General features: G+C 61.6%; 20 protein-coding genes and 1 tRNA gene. 5 read left to right on the forward strand and 16 right to left on the reverse strand.

The genetic code is table 11. The features are described 5' to 3' along the window. Positions 1-2 precede the first annotated feature (2 nt). The 4 genes from AA098_RS23235 to trmJ all read right to left on the reverse strand — a co-directional run bounded on the left by AA098_RS23235 (position 3) and on the right by trmJ (position 3,478). The gene (locus AA098_RS23235; RefSeq protein WP_003248541.1) at positions 3-1,217 is read right to left on the reverse strand and encodes an IscS subfamily cysteine desulfurase; all 1,215 of its coding nucleotides are present in this window, start codon (positions 1,215-1,217) and stop codon (positions 3-5) included. Between the two features lie 45 nt (positions 1,218-1,262). Beyond that, positions 1,263-1,754, reverse strand: a complete 492-nt coding sequence (iscR, locus tag AA098_RS23240) for a Fe-S cluster assembly transcriptional regulator IscR (RefSeq protein ID WP_003248542.1) — start codon at positions 1,752-1,754, stop codon at positions 1,263-1,265. A gap of 179 nt (positions 1,755-1,933) precedes the next feature. Continuing rightward, a complete protein-coding gene (cysE, locus tag AA098_RS23245; protein ID WP_003248544.1) occupies positions 1,934-2,719 on the reverse strand; it encodes a serine O-acetyltransferase in 786 nt (261 codons plus the stop codon). Positions 2,720-2,722: 3 nt separating this feature from the next. Continuing rightward, the gene (gene trmJ, locus AA098_RS23250) at positions 2,723-3,478 is read right to left on the reverse strand and encodes a tRNA (cytosine(32)/uridine(32)-2'-O)-methyltransferase TrmJ (protein ID WP_064615261.1); all 756 of its coding nucleotides are present in this window, start codon (positions 3,476-3,478) and stop codon (positions 2,723-2,725) included. Between the two features lie 151 nt (positions 3,479-3,629). Here trmJ and suhB point away from each other — a divergent pair, with 151 nt between their 5' ends. Next, complete coding sequence (suhB, locus tag AA098_RS23255) at positions 3,630-4,448, forward strand: inositol-phosphate phosphatase (protein ID WP_003248548.1); 819 nt, start codon at positions 3,630-3,632, stop codon at positions 4,446-4,448. 169 nt (positions 4,449-4,617) lie between these two features. Here the strand turns inward: suhB and AA098_RS23260 are convergent, their stop codons facing one another. From AA098_RS23260 to queA, 6 genes are all read right to left on the reverse strand, one after another. Then, on the reverse strand, positions 4,618-5,160 hold the full coding sequence (locus AA098_RS23260; protein WP_003248550.1) for a glycine zipper 2TM domain-containing protein: 543 nt from the start codon (positions 5,158-5,160) through the stop codon (positions 4,618-4,620). A 121-nt stretch (positions 5,161-5,281) separates the two neighbouring features. Next, the gene (secF, locus tag AA098_RS23265; RefSeq protein ID WP_003248552.1) at positions 5,282-6,190 is read right to left on the reverse strand and encodes a protein translocase subunit SecF; all 909 of its coding nucleotides are present in this window, start codon (positions 6,188-6,190) and stop codon (positions 5,282-5,284) included. Positions 6,191-6,200: 10 nt separating this feature from the next. Beyond that, on the reverse strand, positions 6,201-8,063 hold the full coding sequence (gene secD, locus AA098_RS23270) for a protein translocase subunit SecD (RefSeq protein WP_047603284.1): 1,863 nt from the start codon (positions 8,061-8,063) through the stop codon (positions 6,201-6,203). 63 nt (positions 8,064-8,126) lie between these two features. After that, a complete protein-coding gene (gene yajC / locus AA098_RS23275; RefSeq protein ID WP_003248556.1) occupies positions 8,127-8,462 on the reverse strand; it encodes a preprotein translocase subunit YajC in 336 nt (111 codons plus the stop codon). 42 nt (positions 8,463-8,504) lie between these two features. Further along, a complete protein-coding gene (gene tgt, locus AA098_RS23280; RefSeq protein ID WP_003248558.1) occupies positions 8,505-9,620 on the reverse strand; it encodes a tRNA guanosine(34) transglycosylase Tgt in 1,116 nt (371 codons plus the stop codon). A gap of 14 nt (positions 9,621-9,634) precedes the next feature. Further along, the gene (queA, locus tag AA098_RS23285; RefSeq protein ID WP_004576301.1) at positions 9,635-10,684 is read right to left on the reverse strand and encodes a tRNA preQ1(34) S-adenosylmethionine ribosyltransferase-isomerase QueA; all 1,050 of its coding nucleotides are present in this window, start codon (positions 10,682-10,684) and stop codon (positions 9,635-9,637) included. A gap of 105 nt (positions 10,685-10,789) precedes the next feature. Here queA and AA098_RS23290 point away from each other — a divergent pair. The 3 genes from AA098_RS23290 (at position 10,790) to AA098_RS23300 (ending at position 12,434) form a co-directional block, all read left to right on the forward strand. After that, positions 10,790-10,874, forward strand: a tRNA-Leu gene (locus AA098_RS23290). Between the two features lie 262 nt (positions 10,875-11,136). After that, on the forward strand, positions 11,137-11,784 hold the full coding sequence (locus AA098_RS23295; protein WP_064615263.1) for a trypsin-like peptidase domain-containing protein: 648 nt from the start codon (positions 11,137-11,139) through the stop codon (positions 11,782-11,784). 170 nt (positions 11,785-11,954) lie between these two features. After that, positions 11,955-12,434 (forward strand): GNAT family N-acetyltransferase, encoded by a 480-nt coding sequence (locus AA098_RS23300; protein ID WP_004576346.1) that lies wholly within the window; start codon positions 11,955-11,957, stop codon positions 12,432-12,434. Positions 12,435-12,444: 10 nt separating this feature from the next. On the opposite strand, the gene AA098_RS23305 is transcribed toward AA098_RS23300, so the two are convergent. Continuing rightward, positions 12,445-12,741 carry an addiction module antidote protein gene (locus AA098_RS23305; RefSeq protein WP_004576347.1) on the reverse strand — a complete coding sequence of 99 codons (297 nt, stop codon included), beginning with the start codon at positions 12,739-12,741 and terminating at the stop codon, positions 12,445-12,447. Next, positions 12,738-13,031, reverse strand: coding sequence for a type II toxin-antitoxin system RelE/ParE family toxin (locus AA098_RS23310; RefSeq protein ID WP_004576348.1), 294 nt, complete (start codon positions 13,029-13,031; stop codon positions 12,738-12,740). The genes AA098_RS23305 and AA098_RS23310 overlap by 4 nt, the downstream gene beginning before the upstream one ends. Before the next feature lie 223 nt (positions 13,032-13,254). Here AA098_RS23310 and AA098_RS23315 point away from each other — a divergent pair, with 223 nt between their 5' ends. Beyond that, complete coding sequence (locus tag AA098_RS23315) at positions 13,255-14,148, forward strand: bestrophin family protein (RefSeq protein WP_003248571.1); 894 nt, start codon at positions 13,255-13,257, stop codon at positions 14,146-14,148. 36 nt (positions 14,149-14,184) lie between these two features. Here the strand turns inward: AA098_RS23315 and phnE are convergent, their stop codons facing one another. From phnE to AA098_RS23335, 4 genes are read right to left on the reverse strand one after another with little or no spacing between them, the layout of a single operon-like run. Then, positions 14,185-14,952 carry a phosphonate ABC transporter, permease protein PhnE gene (phnE, locus tag AA098_RS23320; RefSeq protein WP_004576349.1) on the reverse strand — a complete coding sequence of 256 codons (768 nt, stop codon included), beginning with the start codon at positions 14,950-14,952 and terminating at the stop codon, positions 14,185-14,187. Then, the gene (locus AA098_RS23325) at positions 14,949-15,776 is read right to left on the reverse strand and encodes an ABC transporter permease (protein ID WP_003248575.1); all 828 of its coding nucleotides are present in this window, start codon (positions 15,774-15,776) and stop codon (positions 14,949-14,951) included. The genes phnE and AA098_RS23325 overlap by 4 nt, the downstream gene beginning before the upstream one ends. Continuing rightward, positions 15,770-16,579: a phosphonate ABC transporter ATP-binding protein gene (locus AA098_RS23330; RefSeq protein WP_003248576.1), complete on the reverse strand. Its 810-nt coding sequence runs from the start codon at positions 16,577-16,579 to the stop codon at positions 15,770-15,772. Before AA098_RS23330 ends, AA098_RS23325 begins: the two co-directional genes overlap by 7 nt. Continuing rightward, entirely contained in the window at positions 16,576-17,430 is an 855-nt protein-coding gene (locus AA098_RS23335) for a putative selenate ABC transporter substrate-binding protein (protein ID WP_064615033.1), read from the reverse strand. Before AA098_RS23335 ends, AA098_RS23330 begins: the two co-directional genes overlap by 4 nt. Positions 17,431-17,476 lie beyond the last annotated feature (46 nt).

A 17,476-nucleotide genomic window follows, 5' to 3' on the forward strand; every position in this document is an offset into this window, starting at 1 on the left:
GCTTAGTGGGCGGCCCACTCGATCTTGGAGATGTCAACGCCGTCTTTGTACATATCCCACAGCGGCGACAGCTCACGCAGTTTGTTGACGGCCTCGCAGACTTTCTGCGCGGCGTAGTCGACTTCTTCTTCGGTGGTGAAACGGCCGAAGGAGAAGCGGATCGAGCTGTGCGCCAGCTCGTCGTTGCGGCCCAGAGCACGCAGTACGTAGGACGGCTCGAGCGACGCGGAGGTACAGGCCGAACCGGACGATACGGCGATGTCTTTCAGCGACATCAGCAGCGATTCGCCTTCGACGTAGTTGAAGCTCAGGTTCAGGTTGTGCGGTACACGTGCTGTCTGGCTGCCATTGACGTACAGCTCTTCAAGGTTTGAGACCTGCTTGAAGAAGCGGTCGCTCAGGGCCTTGATGCGTGCGTTTTCTGCAACCATTTCCTGCTTGGCAATGGCGAAGGCTTCGCCCATGCCGACGATCTGGTGGGTCGGCAGGGTGCCCGAACGCATGCCGCGCTCATGACCGCCGCCGTGAATGATGGCTTCAAGACGGACACGCGGCTTGCGGCTGACGTACAGCGCGCCGATGCCTTTCGGGCCATAGACCTTGTGCGCCGAGAACGACATCAGGTCGACTTTCAGCTTTTGCAGGTCGATTTCGACCTTGCCGGCCGATTGGGCGGCGTCGACATGGAACAATACGCCGCGCGAACGGGTCAGTTCACCGATGGCAGCAATGTCGTTGATCGAGCCGACTTCGTTGTTCACATGCATCAGCGAGACCAGGATGGTGTCGTCGCGCAGCACCGCTTCTACCATGGCCGGGGTAACGATGCCGTCTTCGCCTGGCTCCAGGTAAGTGACTTCAAAACCTTCGCGCTCCAGCTGGCGAGCGGTATCCAGGACCGCCTTGTGCTCGATCTTGGAGGTAATGATGTGCTTGCCCTTGGTCTGATAGAAGTGCGCGACACCTTTGAGCGCGAGGTTGTCGGACTCGGTGGCACCGCTGGTCCAGACGATTTCGCGCGGATCGGCGTTGATCAGCTCGGCAACCTGGCGGCGACCGTTCTCCACCGCTTCCTCGGCTTTCCAGCCAAAGACGTGGGAGCGCGAGGCCGGGTTACCGAAGTTCCCGTCGACCAGCAGGCAGTCGGCCATCTTCTGGGCCACGCGTGGGTCGACCGGAGTGGTCGCAGAGTAATCAAGGTAGATCGGCAACTTCATTTGTCTCTCCTATCAGGCGGTGGCGTCGCTCGTCGTCCCAGGGGATCAATCGACGGCAGACGTCTCAATCTTGTCCAGCTGGGCGGTTCGTCCTGCGACACGGCGCAGGTCCTGGCGCTGGGCGACTTCCTGCACATCACGGCGCTTGACGAGGTCGGCCAGGCTTATGCCGCTGAGGAATTCATGGATCTGCTGGCTGAGGTCGCACCACAGGTGGTGGGTCAGGCAGGTATCACCGGCATGGCAGTCCCCGAGCCCCTGGCAACGGGTGGCATCGACCGATTCGTTGACCGCGTCGATAACCTGGGCCACCTGGATGGTTTCCATGCCCCGCGACAGCTGATAGCCGCCGCCTGGACCGCGCACACTGGAAACCAGGCTGCTGCGACGCAGCTTGGCGAACAGCTGCTCCAGATAAGAGAGGGAAATGCCCTGGCGCTCGGAAATATCGGCCAAAGACACCGGCCCATGCTTCGCGTGCAACGCCAAGTCGAGCATGGCGGTCACGGCGTATCGGCCTTTGGTAGTCAGTCGCATGGCTATTGGGTACCACGGGAGTTTCAGGATGTGTGCGAGTATGCGATTCCCGAGCATTTAAGTCAACTATTAGACCTACTGCTTTAGTCGGGTTTGCATCAGGGAGGCGGGCGCGATTGTAGCAGACGAGGGGCGCGAGCACACGCCCCACATGCCACCATGACTTCAGTGCGGCGCGATCAATGCGGCTGAGTGTCGCGCTGGGCCACCTGGGTAACCTCGGTGAAGTCGTCTTCCGGCAAGGCCGGCAGTTCCTTGGCGCAATAGTCACTGCCCATCTTGGTCAGCGCGCCACACATACCCTCCAACCGTTCGTCGACGGCCTGCAGATGATCGAGCATCTGGCCGATGGCCCGCGCCACCGGATCGGGCATGTCGCCACTGACACCATAGGCGTCAAAGCCGATCTTCTCGGCCATTGCCTTACGCTTGGCCTCGACTTCGGTGTCCTCGCTCTTGACGATGATCCGCCCCGGAATGCCAACCGCTGTAGCCCCGGCCGGCACCGCCTTGGTAACCACCGCATTGGAACCGATCTTGGCCCCGGCGCCGACCGTGAAAGGCCCCAGCACCTTGGCACCGGCCCCTACCACCACGCCGTTTTCCAAGGTGGGGTGGCGCTTGCCCTTGTTCCAGCTGGTGCCACCGAGCGTCACCCCCTGGTACAGGGTGACGTCATCACCGATCTCGGCGGTTTCGCCAATGACGATGCCCATACCGTGGTCGATGAAAAAGCGCCGGCCAATGGTGGCGCCGGGGTGGATTTCGATACCGGTCAGCCAGCGACCGAAGTTCGACACCAGCCGGGCCAACCATTTGAAATCACGCCTCCACAGCGCATTGCCCAGGCGGTGCAGCCAGATGGCATGCATGCCGGGGTAGCAAGTGAGCACCTCGAAGGCATTGCGTGCAGCCGGGTCACGGTGGAATACGCTTTGAATATCTTCACGCAGACGTTCGAACATCTGTCAGTCCTTCCGTTTATGCGACTCGCCCCGGACCACCTTCTGGGTCTCGGTGAGGATGCCGCGCAAAATGCTCATTTCCGAACGCTCGACCGCCACCCGCCCATACAGCCGGCGAAGGCGCGGCATCAGGTGCTTGGGCTTTTCGGGGTCGAGGAAGCCGATGCCCACCAGGGTTTTCTCCAGGTGGTCGTAGAACAGCTCCATTTCATCCATGGTCGCCAGCTCAGCGGCGTCAACCTTCTCGACTTTGCCCGGTGCTTCACCGGCAGCCAGCCAGGCCATGCGCACCTCGTAGGAGAGCACCTGCACGGCAGCCGCCAGGTTCAGCGAGCTGAAGTCGGGGTTGGAGGGAATGTGCACGTGGAAATGACATCGCTGCAGTTCTTCGTTGGTCAGGCCGGCGTGCTCGCGCCCGAACACCAGGGCGATTTCCTCGCCGCCATTGGCATGCTCCACCGCCTTGGCACCGCATTCACGCGGGCCGATCAACGGCCAGGGAATGCTGCGCTCGCGGGCGCTGGTGCCCATCACCAGGTTGCAGCCGACCAACGCCTGTTCGAGGCTGTCGACCACCTGGGCGTTATCCAGCACATCGTCGGCGCCCGAAGCACGGGCACTGGCATCCACGGCGGGGAATTCTTTCGGCTGCACCAGCACCAGACGCGACAAGCCCATGTTTTTCATGGCACGCGCAGCGCCGCCGATGTTGCCGGGGTGGCTGGTATTGACCAGAACAACACGAATATTTTGCAGCAAGGTGTTGTGCTCACAGATGCAGGAATCAGGGCCTTCGATCTTACAGAACCGACAGACGTAACGCCATGAAAGCAAATGTGACACTTCTGCCGCCAAAGTTTTCTGCTAGAATGATCGGCTTTCTTCTTTAACATCTCCAGGTGACCCGCCCATGCAGCCTATGCTGAATATCGCCCTGCGCGCCGCTCGCAGCGCCAGTGAACTGATTTTCCGCTCCATCGAACGCCTGGATAGCATCAAGGTCGATGAGAAAGAGGCCAAGGACTACGTTTCCGAAGTCGATCGCGCCGCCGAGCAGAGCATCGTCAACGCCCTGCGCAAGGCCTACCCGAACCACTCCATCCAGGGCGAGGAAACCGGCCTGCACGCGGGTAGCGGCGAAGAAGGCAAAGATTACCTGTGGATCATCGACCCGCTGGACGGCACCACCAACTTCCTGCGCGGCATCCCGCACTTCGCCGTCAGCATCGCCTGCAAATACCGCGGCCGCCTTGAGCACGCCGTGATCGTCGACCCGGTTCGCCAGGAAGAATTCACCGCCAGCCGTGGCCGTGGCGCCCAACTCAATGGCCGCCGCCTGCGCGTCAGCTCGCGCACAAGCCTGGAAGGCGCCCTGCTGGGCACCGGCTTCCCGTTCCGTGACGGCCAGATGGCGGACATGGACAACTACCTGGGCATGTTCCGCGCCTTGACCGGCCAGACCGCCGGCATCCGCCGCGCCGGCTCCGCCAGCCTGGACCTGGCCTACGTGGCTGCTGGCCGCTTCGACGCCTTCTGGGAGTCGGGCCTGTCCGAATGGGACATGGCAGCTGGCGTACTGCTGATCCAGGAAGCCGGTGGCTTGGTGAGCGACTTCAACGGTGGCCACGACTTCCTCGACAAAGGTCACATCGTTGCAGGCAACATCAAGTGCTTCAAGGCAGTACTGACTGCCATCCAACCGCACCTGCCAGAAAGCATGAAGCGCTAAGCGCAGATTGCTGGCAAACAAAAAGCACCTCTCGAGGTGCTTTTTTTGTGCCTGGTGGTTTTGCGCGGCCTGTGCCGCCCTCTTCGCGGGTAAACCCGCTCCTACAGGGACAATGCGTTCCATGTAGGAGCGGGTTTACCCGCGAAGAGGCCGGCACAGGCCACGCAAATTACTGACCCGCTTCGCTCAGGATCAACTTGCCATTCTTGTCCAGCGGAATGGTCGATCCCGGCTCGCGATCCATCTTCACCTTGCCTACCTGATCACCGATGGAATAGGTCACGTTGTAGCCCACCACCTTCTCGCTGATGTCGTTGACCGTGTTGCAACGAGTTTGCGTGGTTGTGTAGGTATCACGCTCCTGCATGCCTTCCTGCACCTTGTTACCGGCATAACCACCACCGACCGCACCGGCCACCGTGGCAATCTTCTTGCCGGTACCACCACCAATCTGGTTACCCAGCAAGCCACCGGCCAGCGCACCCACGACGGTGCCGGCGATCTGATGCTGGTCCTTGACCGGCGCCTGGCGCGTAACGGTAACGTCCTTGCACACTTCACGCGGGGTTTTCACCTGTTGCTTGATCGGCTGCACGTCGGTGACCTGGGCATACTCAGGCCCCTTGTTGACCAAGCTGTAGGTCGCGACAGCACCTCCGGCAGTCACACCGACAGCACCCAGTACCGCACCCACCAGCATTGATTTATTCACGTGGACCTCCTGATCGTACCAGCGGGTATCAACCCGCGCTTCTCCCAGCCTTGGAGCAAAAAAAAAGGCGCGAGTTCAATACTCGCGCCTTTTACACCGCCAGGCGGTGATGGACTAGCCCTTACGGACGATCATCCACACCCTCGGCCTTGGTCGGCGGGATCAGGTCTTCGCTGTTCAGGTTCAGCCAGATCAGCACCACGTTGGCGATATAGATCGACGAGTAGGTACCGGCCATGACACCAATGAACAGGGCGAGCGAGAAACCGAACAGGTTGTCACCCCCGAAGAACAGCAGCGCGGCAATGGCCAGCAAGGTCGAAACCGAAGTGGCGACAGTACGCAGCAGGGTCTGGGTGGTGGAAATGTTGATGTTCTCGATCAGCGAGGCCTTGCGCATGACGCGGAAGTTCTCGCGTACCCGGTCGAACACAACAATGGTGTCGTTCAGCGAGTAACCGATGATCGCCAGGACCGCCGCCAGCACCGTCAGGTCGAAGGTGATCTGGAAGAACGACAGGATACCCAGCGTTACCACCACGTCGTGGATCAGCGAGATGATCGCGCCCACGGCGAACTTCCACTGGAAGCGGAAGGCCAGGTAGATGAGGATACCGCCCAGGGCCAGGAGCATGCCCATGCCGCCCTGGTCGCGCAGCTCTTCACCGACCTGCGGGCCGACGAACTCGACACGCTTGACCGTGGCCGGGTTGTCACCGCCTGCCTTCTGCAGCGCGGCAGCTACCTTGTTGCCCAACTGCGGGTCATCGCCCGGCATGCGCACCAGCAGGTCGGTGGTGGCACCGAAGCTCTGCACCACCGCCTCGTGGAAGCCGGAGTTGACCAGCTCGGCACGCACCGCCTTGAGGTCGGCAGGACGCTCGTAGGTCAGCTCGATCAGCGTACCCCCGGTGAAGTCCAGCCCGAAGTTCAGGCCCTTTTGCCACCAGCTGAACAGCGCCAACACGGTGAGGAGCACGGTGACGGCGAACGCGACATTGCGCACGCCCATGAAATTGATGGTTTTCATCGCAGCTCCCTCAAACCCACAGCTTCTTGATGTCACGCCCGCCACAGGTCAGGTTGACCAATGCACGGGTCACCATGACGGCGGTGAACATCGAGGTGAAAATCCCGAGGGACATGGTGACCGCAAAGCCTTTGACCGGGCCGGTACCCATGGCAAACAGGATGCCGCCGACCAACAGGGTGGTCAGGTTGGCGTCGACGATTGCCGAGTAGGCGCGATTGAAGCCTTCGTGGATAGCGCGCTGCACCGACATACCAGCAGCAATCTCTTCGCGAATACGCGAGAAGATCAGCACGTTGGCGTCCACCGCCATACCCATGGTCAACACGATGCCGGCAATACCCGGCAGGGTCAGGGTCGCCCCCAGCAGCGACATCAACGCCAGCAGCAGCACCATGTTGCCCGCCAGGGCGATGGTGGCCAGCACACCGAAGGCGCGGTAGATGGCGATGATGAACAGCGAGACGAACAGCATGCCCCACAGCGAGGCATCGATACCCTTGGTGATGTTGTCAGCACCCAGGCTTGGGCCAATGGTACGTTCTTCAGCGAAGTACATCGGCGCGGCCAGGCCACCGGCACGCAGCAGCAGGGCCAGCTCGGACGATTCGCCCTGGCCGTTCAGGCCGGTGATGCGGAACTGGCTGCCAAGCGGCGACTGGATGGTCGCCAGGCTGATGATTTTTTTCTCTTCGACGAAGCTTTGCACGGCAACGTCCTTCTCGACGCCGCCGACGGTTTGCTTGACGTAGCGGGTAACCGGCTTCTGCTCGATGAAGATCACCGCCATGCTACGGCCGACGTTGCTACGGGTAGCACGGCTCATCAGCTCGCCACCGTGGCCATCCAGGCGAATGTTCACCTGCGGGCGGCCATGCTCGTCGAAGCTGGCCTGGGCGTCGGTAACCTGGTCACCCGTGATGATCAGGCCCCGCTCGACTGCGGCGGAGCGGCCGCCCTCACGGAACTCGAACACCTCGGTAGTGGCCTTGGATGCACCCGGTTCGGCACCGAAGCGGAACTCCAGGTTGGCCGTTTTACCAAGGATACGCTTGGCTTCGGCAGTGTCCTGCACGCCTGGCAGCTCGACCACGATACGGTTGGCGCCCTGGCGCTGTACCAGAGGCTCTGCCACACCCAGCTCGTTCACGCGGTTGCGCACGGTGGTGAGGTTCTGCTTGATCGAGTATTCGCGGATCTCGGCGACTTTCGCCTGGGTCAGCGCCAGACGCAGCACCGCAAGCTCGTTGCGGTCGGTGGTGGTCAGGTCGAAATCATTAAAATTCTTGCGGATCAGGGCGCGTGCCTGTTCGCGGGTGGCATCGTCAGCGAAGCCCAGCATGATGCCGCCATCCTGCTGAGGCAGGCTGCGGTAGCGGACGCGCTCTTTGCGCAGCAAGGTCTTGACCTCGCCTTCGTAGACTTTCATGCGGGCAGTCATGGCCTTGTCCATGTCCACTTCCAGCAGGAAGTGCACACCACCAGACAGGTCCAGGCCCAGTTTCATCGGGCTTGCGCCCAGGTTGCGCAGCCATTGCGGGGTAGTCTGGGCCAGGTTCAGGGCCACGACGTAATCATCGCCCAGTGCCTTGCGCACTACATCCTTGGCTGGCAGCTGGTCTTCCTGATTGGTCAGGCGGATCAGCCCGCTGCCCTTTTCACCCAGGCTTGCGCCCTTGACAGCGATCTTGGCATCGACCAGCGCCTTGCTGACGCGATCAAGGTCGGCCTGATTCACCTGCAGCGCCGAGCTGGCACCGCTGATCTGTACCGCCGGGTCATCCGGGTAGAGGTTGGGAGCGGAATAAATGAAACCGACCACCAGTACCAGCACGATCAGTGCATATTTCCACAGAGGATATTTGTTCAGCATCACGCCGCCCGTTCAAGACGCGGGGCGCGTTGCGCGCCCCGACTGGAAAATAAAACCGGTAACTCAGATAGCCTTGAGCGTACCTTTTGGCAGGGTCGCAGCAATGGCACCCTTCTGGAACTTCAGCTCGACAGTGTCGGACACTTCCAGCACCACGAAGTCATCGGAAACCTTGACGATCTTGCCGGCGATGCCGCCGTTGGTGACAACTTCGTCACCTTTCTGCAAGTTGCTCAGCAGGTTCTTCTGCTCTTTCGCGCGCTTGGCCTGCGGGCGCCAGATCATCAGGTAGAAGATGACCAGGAAACCGACCAGGAAAATCCACTCGAAGCCGGTACCGGCTGGGCCAGCGGCAGGTGCTGCAGCGTCCGCGTATGCGGCGGGGATGAAGAAGCTCATTGGGCACTCCTAATGTAATTTTCTAATAATGGATGCGGACAGTCAGTCCAAGGGCGGTACAGGAAGCCCGCGCTTGGCGTAGAAGGCGTCGACAAAGGCGGCCAATTTACCCTGTTGAATAGCCTCGCGTAAACCGGCCATCAAGCGCTGATAATGGCGCAAGTTGTGGATGGTATTCAGCATGCTGCTCAGCATTTCGCCGCATTTGTCCAGATGATGGAGATAGGCGCGCGAGAAGTTGGTGCAGGTATAGCAGTCACAGGTCGGATCCAGCGGCGATTCATCGTGACGATGGAACGCATTGCGGATCTTGATCACCCCTGTATCAACGAACAGATGACCGTTGCGCGCGTTACGCGTCGGCATCACGCAGTCGAACATGTCGACGCCGCGGCGCACACCCTCAACGAGATCTTCCGGTTTGCCTACCCCCATAAGGTAACGAGGTTTGTCAGCAGGCATCTGGTCCGGCAGGTAATCCAGCACCTTGATCATTTCGTGCTTGGGCTCGCCCACCGACAGGCCGCCAATGGCCAGGCCGTCGAAACCGATGTTTTCCAGGCCTTCCAGCGAGCGCATGCGCAGGTCCTGGTACATGCCCCCCTGAACAATGCCGAACAGCGCTGCGGTGTTGTCGGCATGGGCGTTCTTCGAGCGCTGGGCCCAGCGCAGCGACAGCTCCATGGAAGTGCGTGCCACATCGTGCTCGGCCGGGTACGGGGTGCACTCGTCGAAGATCATTACCACGTCCGAGCCCAGGTCACGCTGAACCTGCATCGACTCTTCCGGGCCCATGAACACCTTGGAACCATCGACCGGCGAAGCGAAGGTCACGCCCTCTTCCTTGATCTTGCGCATGGCACCCAGGCTGAATACCTGGAAACCACCGGAGTCGGTGAGGATCGGGCCTTTCCACTGCATGAAATCGTGCAGGCCGTTGTGCTTCTTGATCACCTCGGTGCCCGGACGCAGCCACAGGTGGAAGGTGTTGCCGAGGATCATCTCGGCGCCGATGGCCTCGATGTCGCGTGGCAGCATGCCCTTGACCGTGCCATAGGTCCCCACTGGCATGAATGCCGGGGTTTCCACGGTGCCACGTGGGAAGGTGATGCGACCCCGACGGGCCTTGCCGTCGGTGGCCAGCAGTTCGAAGGACATTCGACAGGTGCGACTCATGCTTGATCCTCGGGCCCGCGTGGCGCCGGATTGCGGGTGATGAACATGGCATCACCGTAACTGAAGAAGCGGTACCCATGCTCGACCGCCGCTGCGTAGGCAGCCATGGTCTCGGGGTAGCCGGCGAAAGCCGAGACCAGCATCAGCAGCGTGGACTCCGGCAGATGGAAGTTGGTGACCAGGGCATCGACCACATGGAACGGCCGGCCCGGGTAGATGAAGATGTCGGTGTCGCCACTGAAGGCCTTGAGCACGCCATCACGCGCGGCGCTTTCCAGCGAACGCACACTGGTGGTGCCAACCGCGATCACCCGACCACCACGGGCCCGGCAGGCCTCGATGGCATCGACCACATCCTGGCCCACTTCGAGCCACTCTTTATGCATGTGGTGGTCTTCGATCTTGTCGACCCGCACCGGCTGGAAGGTGCCGGCGCCCACATGCAGGGTGACGAAGGCGCGCTCGACGCCCTTGTCGGCGATCTTTTCCAGCAGCGCCTCGTCGAAGTGCAGGCCTGCGGTAGGCGCGGCAACCGCGCCGGCGCGCTGGGCGTACACGGTCTGGTAGCGCTCACGGTCGGCGCCCTCGTCCGGGCGGTCGATATAGGGCGGCAGCGGCATGTGGCCGACACGGTCGAGCAACGGCAGCACCTCTTCGGTGAAGCGAAGTTCGAACAGCGTGTCATGGCGCGCGACCATTTCGGCCTCGCCACCGCCATCGATGAGGATGACCGCGCCAACCTTGGGCGCCTTGCTGGCGCGCACATGGGCCAGCACCCGGTGGCTGTCGAGCACGCGTTCGACCAGTACCTCCAGCTTGCCGCCGGAGGCTTTCTGGCCGAACAACCGCGCCGGGATCACTCGGGTGTTGTTGAACACCATCAAGTCGCCGGGGCGCAGATAGTCGAGCAAGTCGGGGAATTGCCGGTGCGCCAGCGCGCCGGTAGGCCCATCGAGCACCAGCAGACGGCTGCCATGGCGCTCGGCCAACGGGTGGCGGGCGATCAGGGAATCAGGGAGTTCGAAGGAAAAATCGGCGACGCGCATGATGATGTTCGGTTCGGCAGGGCCGGGAAGTTTAGCCCAATGTGTGAAAATTGACCATGAAAGCCGATTGACCGACCAGCGGCACCTCTTTATACTGCGCGCCACGCCCTGATGGCGGAATTGGTAGACGCGGCGGATTCAAAATCCGTTTTCGAAAGGAGTGGGAGTTCGAGTCTCCCTCGGGGCACCAAAATCCGGAAAAAACCGACCTTACGGTCGGTTTTTTTTTGCTTGCGATTTATGCCCGTCATTGACGCCGCCCCCCTGACTCCCGCGCCTCCCCCCATACCTGCATTCTATTGGCCGCGCTGTGCACTGGCACTTAAGCTGTCATTCGTCAGATATATTCCGAAAGTATTGTTAGCGTAATGGCACTTAGCCATAGTAGCGCTCCCTTTTCTCCACGCACTGTGTATCCCATGAAAACAATCGCGCCCTGCATGGCGGCAATGATGCTGCTCAGTGGGTGCAATGGAGTGCCAACGTCGTACGTTTCAGATCCCGTCTACAGTCAGGCTTTCGTGGTCACTTCTGGTGCCCCTCTGCCGATGTTGCTGATGGCCAGCGCCATCCAGTGGAACGAGGATTACGCTGTAACCGCCAAACACACCCCCTTCCTGCGCAACGTGGTCCACGAGGGCCTCGGTGACGTAGTGTTCTTCAAGCACAAAGCCAGCAGCGTGCCGCACTGGCGCCAGTACGTGCCAGGGGAAGCCGTGACGGCGGTGGGCTTCAACAGTTTCATGATGCCGATGCAGGGCAAGGGCCATGCCCTGTCGTCGCTGGTACGGCTTGAGGGTACGCCTGGCAGCGTCTTCTACTCAGTACATGACGGCCCGATCACCAAGGGCATGTCGGGCGGGCCAGTGTTCGCCGATGACGGCACGGTGGTAGGCATCAACGTCGCCATCATTCCCACCAGCGAGATCGACGCCGGCAAGCGCCCGGACCTGGCCGGTAAAGATCGCATCAGCGTGTTCATGTCGTTTAGCGAGATCGACAAGGAATGGCGGCGCTATCAGTACCTGTTGGCACACAAGGCCAAGCCGAGGGCGCCGGCTGCGGTCAAAGGCTACGTGGCGGTGGCCGCCAAGCCGTGAATCGGGGCGCGGTGTTGGATGGAAAGCGGCCTATGATGTGAGGCTGATGGCCTCTTCGCGGGTAAACCCGCTCCTACAGGGCCTGCACAGGATTTGAGCCTTGTGCAGTACCTGTGAGAGCGGGGTTACCCGCGAAGAGGCCCTGCCAGCCAACGCGAGAAGGACCTGCCATGCACCTGACCCACCGCCCAATCCGGCCTGAAGACATCCCCGTTATCTGCAGCTTCCCGCAGAGCCCGGACGAACTGTTCTACATGTTCCCCAAAGCCACCTACCCCCTCACCCCCAACCAGCTGAGCGACGCCATAGCCCAACGCAGCGGCTCCACGGTAGTGGAAGGTAACGACGCTGTCCTGGCCTTCGCCAATTTCTACAAAGCCGAACATGGCGGCCTATGTGCCCTGGGCAACGTAGTGGTGGCACCCAGCGCCCGCGGCCTTGGTGTAGCGCGTTATCTGGTAACGGCCATGATCGACCTCGCCCGCCAGCAGTACAGCGCCCGGGAGGTCTGGGTGTCATGCTTCAATCACAACACCGCAGGCTTGCTGCTTTATCCACAGCTGGGCTTCACACCGTTCGGCATCGAGGAGCGGCAGGCGTGGGACGGCACGCGGGTAGCGTTGGTGCAGATGAAGCAAATATTGACTTAACCGAGCTGGATCAGCGGGTCATTGCATGTGGCTGAACGAGAAGGTCCACCCCCAGAGCACGAATGACCCTCAATACAGTGTCAAAACGAGGCTTCGCGCCAGGGCTCAGCGCCTTGTACAGGCTTTCTCTACCCAGCCCACTCTCCGTAGCAATATGTGTCATGCCCCGTGCACGAGCGATATGGCCAAGTGCTCGAATGATTTCCTCGGTATCGCCATTTGATAGCACCTGGCTAAGGTATTCACTGATTGCCTCATCGCTGCTCAACAAGGCTGCCATATCAAACGGGATCAATTTTTCGCTCATTTCATCTCCTTCAGCAGCTTTCTGGCGTTGAGGATGTCGGCGGCTTGGGTGGACTTGTCGCCGCCGACCAGCAGTAAAACCAACCTCTGCCCCTTTTGCGTGAAATAGACGCGATAACCGGCAGCTACGTCGATGCGAAGCTCACCAATACCGCCTCCAAGCCACTTGAAGTCACCAAGATTGCCCGCCGCTGCTCGCTCCAGCCTACGACCTATCGCCAGCCTGGCCCTCAAATCTCTCAAGCTCGATAGCCAAGCGGCAAAGCTTTCCGTCTGTTCAACGAGAAACATCAAGTGGTCACCCAATCGTATCCTTATGGATACACCCATTCAAGGATTGAAGCGACCCACTCTGTCGTTTTTGAGCTGAATCAGGAATTCAGGCACGTCTGATAGGCTGGTCGGAGTTTTCCCTTCGTTTCAGCTACAAAATCCCTTGCAACATTCAACCCTCGAACCTTCGACGAGCCTCGGCGTCCCATCCTGCATCCCCCGCGTTTCGAGGTACCCCCGCGTGAAAGACGTCATCGCCCGCAAGTACCGCCTGGTGGTGAAGACCATCGGCTATATCGGTTGGTCGCTGTTCTGGCTGCTGATCTGGGATGTGCTGGTCACCATCGATTTCATGCTGTTCTTGAACAGCAAGTTCACCCTGCCACTGATCCCGCTGACCCTGCTGGGCTCAGCCTTGGTGGTGCTGGTGAGTTTTCGCAACAGCAGCGCCTACAACCGCTGGTGGGAGGCTCGCACCCTGTGGGGCGCGCTGGTGAACAGTTCGCGCAGCTTCGCCCGGCAGACGCTGACGCTGATAGATGACCCGGATGACAGCCTGAACCCGGTCAAGGCCACCCTGCTGCGCCGGCATATCGCCTATGTGAACTGCCTGGCGGCGCACCTGAAAGGTGAGCCCTGCCCGGAGGAGCTGATGGCCTTCATCCCGCCAGGTGAGTTCGAACGGCGCAACCGCTCGAACAATTTCGCCAATGACATTCTCGGCGGCTCGGCAGCCTTGCTGGCGCGGGAATACCAGGCCGGGCGACTGGACAGCATTCGCCTGGCGCGGCTGGAGTCGACGCTGGTAGACCTGTCTAACGCCCAGGGCGGCATGGAGCGGATTGCCAATACGCCATTGCCCTACCCCTATGTGTATTTCCCACGGCTGTTCATCACCCTGTTCTGCCTGATCGTGCCGGTGGGGCTGGTGGAGTCGTTGGGCTGGTTCACGCCGCTGGCGTCGACGGTGGTAGGATTCATGTTGCTGGCCATCGAGCGGATCGGCACGGACTTGCAGAGCCCGTTCAGGTTCAGCGAGCATCAGATCCAGATGGATACCATATGCGAGACGATCGAGCGTAACCTGGAGTCGATGCAGCGGGAGGCGCAGTGTGCCGAGGCTGTAGACGCCTGAGAGATGTCAGGGCTGCTTTGCAGCCCGGGCTTTCCGTCAGGCCCGCACATAGCGCTGACGCAACACATCACTCGACACATCCACCAGCAACACCAACACCAGCATACCGATGATCACCGTGCTGGCCTGGGCCTCCTGGAACAGGCTCAAGGTGGTGTACAGCATCTGCCCCAACCCGCCCGCCCCGACGAACCCGAGCACGCTGGCCATGCGGATGTTGTTCTCCCAGCGGTACAAGCTGTAGGCCAGCAACTGCGGCCACAGGTTGGGCAGGGTACCAAAGCAGAACGCCGCCACTTGGCTGCCCCCCTGCAAACGGATCGCCGCCGCCGGCTCGGGCGGGGCGTTCTCAAGCGCCTCGGCAAACAACCGCCCCAGCACCCCAGCAGTGTGCAACGCCAAAGCCAGGGTACCGGCATTCGGCCCCAGCCCAGCCGCCAGCACAGTCAGCGCTGCCCACACCAGTTCAGGAATGGCACGCAAGGCATTGAGCAGCAAACGCGCGGCCCCTTGCAACGGCCAACCGAAGCGGCCCGCCGCCGGCAGTGCCAGCAACATCCCCACTACCATTGCCAACAAGGTGCCCATGCCAGACATGGCCAGGGTTTCCATGGCCCCGCGCCACACCGCCTTGAGGTGCCCGGCAGACAGATCCGGCTGCAGGAAGCGCCCGGCGTACTCGCCCATCTGCCCCAGCCCGCCATTGCCGACCAGTGCGTGCAGGTCCAGTTCCAGATACGCGAACGAGGCCACCGCCGCTGCCACCATGGCGCCCAGCAACACCCAATTGATCACCCGGTTCATGCCAGCCTCCAGCGCAGCAGGCGGCTGAGCAGGTCGGCCAGGATCACCAGCAGCAAGAACGTCAACAGCATGCTCGCTACTTGCGCACCCGCAAACATGCGCATCGACAGGTCGATCTGCTGGCCCAGCCCGCCAGCACCGACAAAGCCCATCACCACCGAAGCCCGCACCGCGCACTCCCAGCGGTACACGGTGTACGACACCACTTCGGAGGCAGCATTGGGCAGGATGCCGTAGAAAAACGCCGCCAGCCGGCCACTGCCCGCCTGCAACAAGGCATGCGCCGGGCGCTGGTCGACCGACTCGAAGATTTCGGCGTAAACCTTGCCGAGCATGCCACTGTAGGTGATGGCGATAGCCAGTACGCCCGCCGTCGGTCCCAGCCCCACGGCGCGCACGAACAGCAACGCCCAGACGATCTCCGGCACGCTACGCAGGAAAATCAGCAGCCCACGCACCGGCAGGCGCAACAGTCGCGACCAGAACCCGGCCCGCCCGCCGCGTGAAGCAGCACGCAAGGACAAGGCACGGCTGGCCAGCAAGCCAGCCGGGATCGCCAACAACAACGCCAGCGCCATGCCGGCAGTCGCCACGGCCAGGGTCTGCAAGGTGGCTTCATACAGCAGTGCAAGAAAATCGGCATCATGTGCCGGCGGCCAGAAGGCGCTGGTAAAGCTGGCAATCTGCTGACGGTTGTCCGCCTGCAACAGCACCCCGGGGTTCAGTTCGCTTGACTGGATAGCCGGCCACAGTACTGCTACCGCCAACAGGGCCAGCAGCAACCGTGGCAGCAGCGCCGGGTCGCGGGCGTCAGCCTTTAGCATCGCGGAATCTGCACGGTCAGGATCGGCCCTTGGGTTGGCGGCGGAGCCAGTTGTTCGTTGGCATACAGCGCGTCCAGCAGATGCTCGGTGACCGCTTCGGCCGGGCAGTCGAACACAACCTGCCCTTCCCGAATGCCAATCACCCGCGGAAAATGCGCCAGCGCGAGCTCTACGGCGTGCAGGCTCGCCACCAACGTCACGCCAGTCGCTTGGGCATGGCGATTGAGCAAGGCCAGGCTGTGGTCGGCCAACACCGGGTCCATGGCCGACACCGGTTCGTCGGTCAGCAGCACCTGCGGGCGCTGGTACAACGCCCGAGCAATGCCCACCCGCTGCAACTGGCCACCGGACAACTGCCCACACTGCACGAACAGCTTGTCGGCCAGGCCCAGTTCGGCCAAGGCCTGGCGCGCCCCCGGTACATCGCTGGGGTACAGCAGGTTGAGCAAGCCGCGCAGCGTACCCCACTGCCCCAGGCGACCCGCCAGCACTGCGGTCACTACCCGCTGACGCGGTGGCAAAGGCGGCGCCTGATGCACCAGGCCAACCTGCGCGCGCAGTCGCTGGCGTGCCCTTGCCGACAGCGCCCAAGGCTGCTCGCCAAGCAACTCCAGGCGCCCACTGCTGGGCTGAACGGCCGTTGCCATCAGGTGCAGCAAGCTGGACTTGCCCGCCCCCGACGGCCCGATGATGGCGACACGCTCGCCCTGCGCGATCCGCAGGCTCACCGCGTCAAGCGCGCGTACCTGGCCATGACGCAGGCTGGCACCGTGAAGATGGATTGCCGCATTCGAAGCTGTCACTTGAGCAGGCCGGCCTCGCGTGCAGCTTGTTCGGTGCCCTTGTAGTTCTCAGGCTTGGTCTCGATGAAGCGGCTGGCGGCCTGCAGGTCCAGGATCGCCTTGTGCTCCGGGTTGCTCGGGTCAAGGTCCAGGAAGGCTTTCTTGATTTTCTGTTTCAACGCCGGGTCCATGTTGCCGCGCACGGTCCAGTTGTAGTCGAAGTAGGTCGGGGTGGTGGCGAACACCTTCACCTTGGTGGTGTCGACCTTGCCGGCATCCACCAGCTTTTGCCACACGCTGGCGTTCAGCACGCCACCCTCGACCTTGCCAGCCTGTACCCAGGCCACGGTGGCATCATGGGCGCCAGAATAGGCCACGCGGCTGAAGTACTCTTCAGGCTTGATATTGTCCTGCTTGTGCATGAAGTAACGCGGCATCAGGCTGCCCGAAGTAGACGAAATGGAACCGAAGGCAAACGACTTTCCCTTCAGATCGCTCAGGCTCTTCACGTCGGGGTTGGCGGTGATGAACTTGGACGTGAACTGAGCGTCCTGCTCACGCTGTACCAGTGGCGTGGCGGTCGGGTCCTTCAGGTGCACCTGAACGAACGTGAAGCCCCCCAGCCAGGCCAGGTCGAGACGGTCTGCGGCCAGCGACTCGACCACCGCTGGGTAGTCCGCCACGGGTACGAACTTCACTTCCATGCCCAGCTGCTTGGCCAGGTACTCACCCAAAGGCTTGAACTTGCGCTGCAGTTCGGTCGGCGCTTCGTCGGGGATGGCGCTGACCCGCAGGGTTTCGGCGGCCTGAACGACAACGGCACAGCAAGACAGCACGAGGCCGGCGGCAAGCGCCAGGGGGCGGTTGAGCATGGGTGTTCTCCGGTTCAATAGCGGGGAAGTGCCGACACATTTGCCG

The sequence above is a fragment of the Pseudomonas sp. JY-Q genome (assembly GCF_001655295.1).
GTDB lineage: Bacteria > Pseudomonadota > Gammaproteobacteria > Pseudomonadales > Pseudomonadaceae > Aquipseudomonas > Aquipseudomonas alloputida.

What these genes read in the sequence shown, in the direction of transcription:
- AA098_RS23235 (WP_003248541.1), bottom strand. Translation starts at nt 1,217, where the DNA reads ATGAAGTTGCCGATCTACCTTGATTACTCTGCGACCACTCCGGTCGAC.
- iscR (WP_003248542.1), bottom strand. Translation starts at nt 1,754, where the DNA reads ATGCGACTGACTACCAAAGGCCGATACGCCGTGACCGCCATGCTCGAC.
- cysE (WP_003248544.1), bottom strand. Translation starts at nt 2,719, where the DNA reads ATGTTCGAACGTCTGCGTGAAGATATTCAAAGCGTATTCCACCGTGAC.
- suhB (WP_003248548.1), top strand. Translation starts at nt 3,630, where the DNA reads ATGCAGCCTATGCTGAATATCGCCCTGCGCGCCGCTCGCAGCGCCAGT.
- secF (WP_003248552.1), bottom strand. Translation starts at nt 6,190, where the DNA reads ATGAAAACCATCAATTTCATGGGCGTGCGCAATGTCGCGTTCGCCGTC.
- secD (WP_047603284.1), bottom strand. Translation starts at nt 8,063, where the DNA reads ATGCTGAACAAATATCCTCTGTGGAAATATGCACTGATCGTGCTGGTA.
- yajC (WP_003248556.1), bottom strand. Translation starts at nt 8,462, where the DNA reads ATGAGCTTCTTCATCCCCGCCGCATACGCGGACGCTGCAGCACCTGCC.
- tgt (WP_003248558.1), bottom strand. Translation starts at nt 9,620, where the DNA reads ATGTCCTTCGAACTGCTGGCCACCGACGGCAAGGCCCGTCGGGGTCGC.
- queA (WP_004576301.1), bottom strand. Translation starts at nt 10,684, where the DNA reads ATGCGCGTCGCCGATTTTTCCTTCGAACTCCCTGATTCCCTGATCGCC.
- AA098_RS23295 (WP_064615263.1), top strand. Translation starts at nt 11,137, where the DNA reads ATGCTGCTCAGTGGGTGCAATGGAGTGCCAACGTCGTACGTTTCAGAT.
- AA098_RS23300 (WP_004576346.1), top strand. Translation starts at nt 11,955, where the DNA reads ATGCACCTGACCCACCGCCCAATCCGGCCTGAAGACATCCCCGTTATC.
- AA098_RS23305 (WP_004576347.1), bottom strand. Translation starts at nt 12,741, where the DNA reads ATGAGCGAAAAATTGATCCCGTTTGATATGGCAGCCTTGTTGAGCAGC.
- AA098_RS23310 (WP_004576348.1), bottom strand. Translation starts at nt 13,031, where the DNA reads ATGTTTCTCGTTGAACAGACGGAAAGCTTTGCCGCTTGGCTATCGAGC.
- phnE (WP_004576349.1), bottom strand. Translation starts at nt 14,952, where the DNA reads ATGAACCGGGTGATCAATTGGGTGTTGCTGGGCGCCATGGTGGCAGCG.
- AA098_RS23325 (WP_003248575.1), bottom strand. Translation starts at nt 15,776, where the DNA reads ATGCTAAAGGCTGACGCCCGCGACCCGGCGCTGCTGCCACGGTTGCTG.
- AA098_RS23335 (WP_064615033.1), bottom strand. Translation starts at nt 17,430, where the DNA reads ATGCTCAACCGCCCCCTGGCGCTTGCCGCCGGCCTCGTGCTGTCTTGC.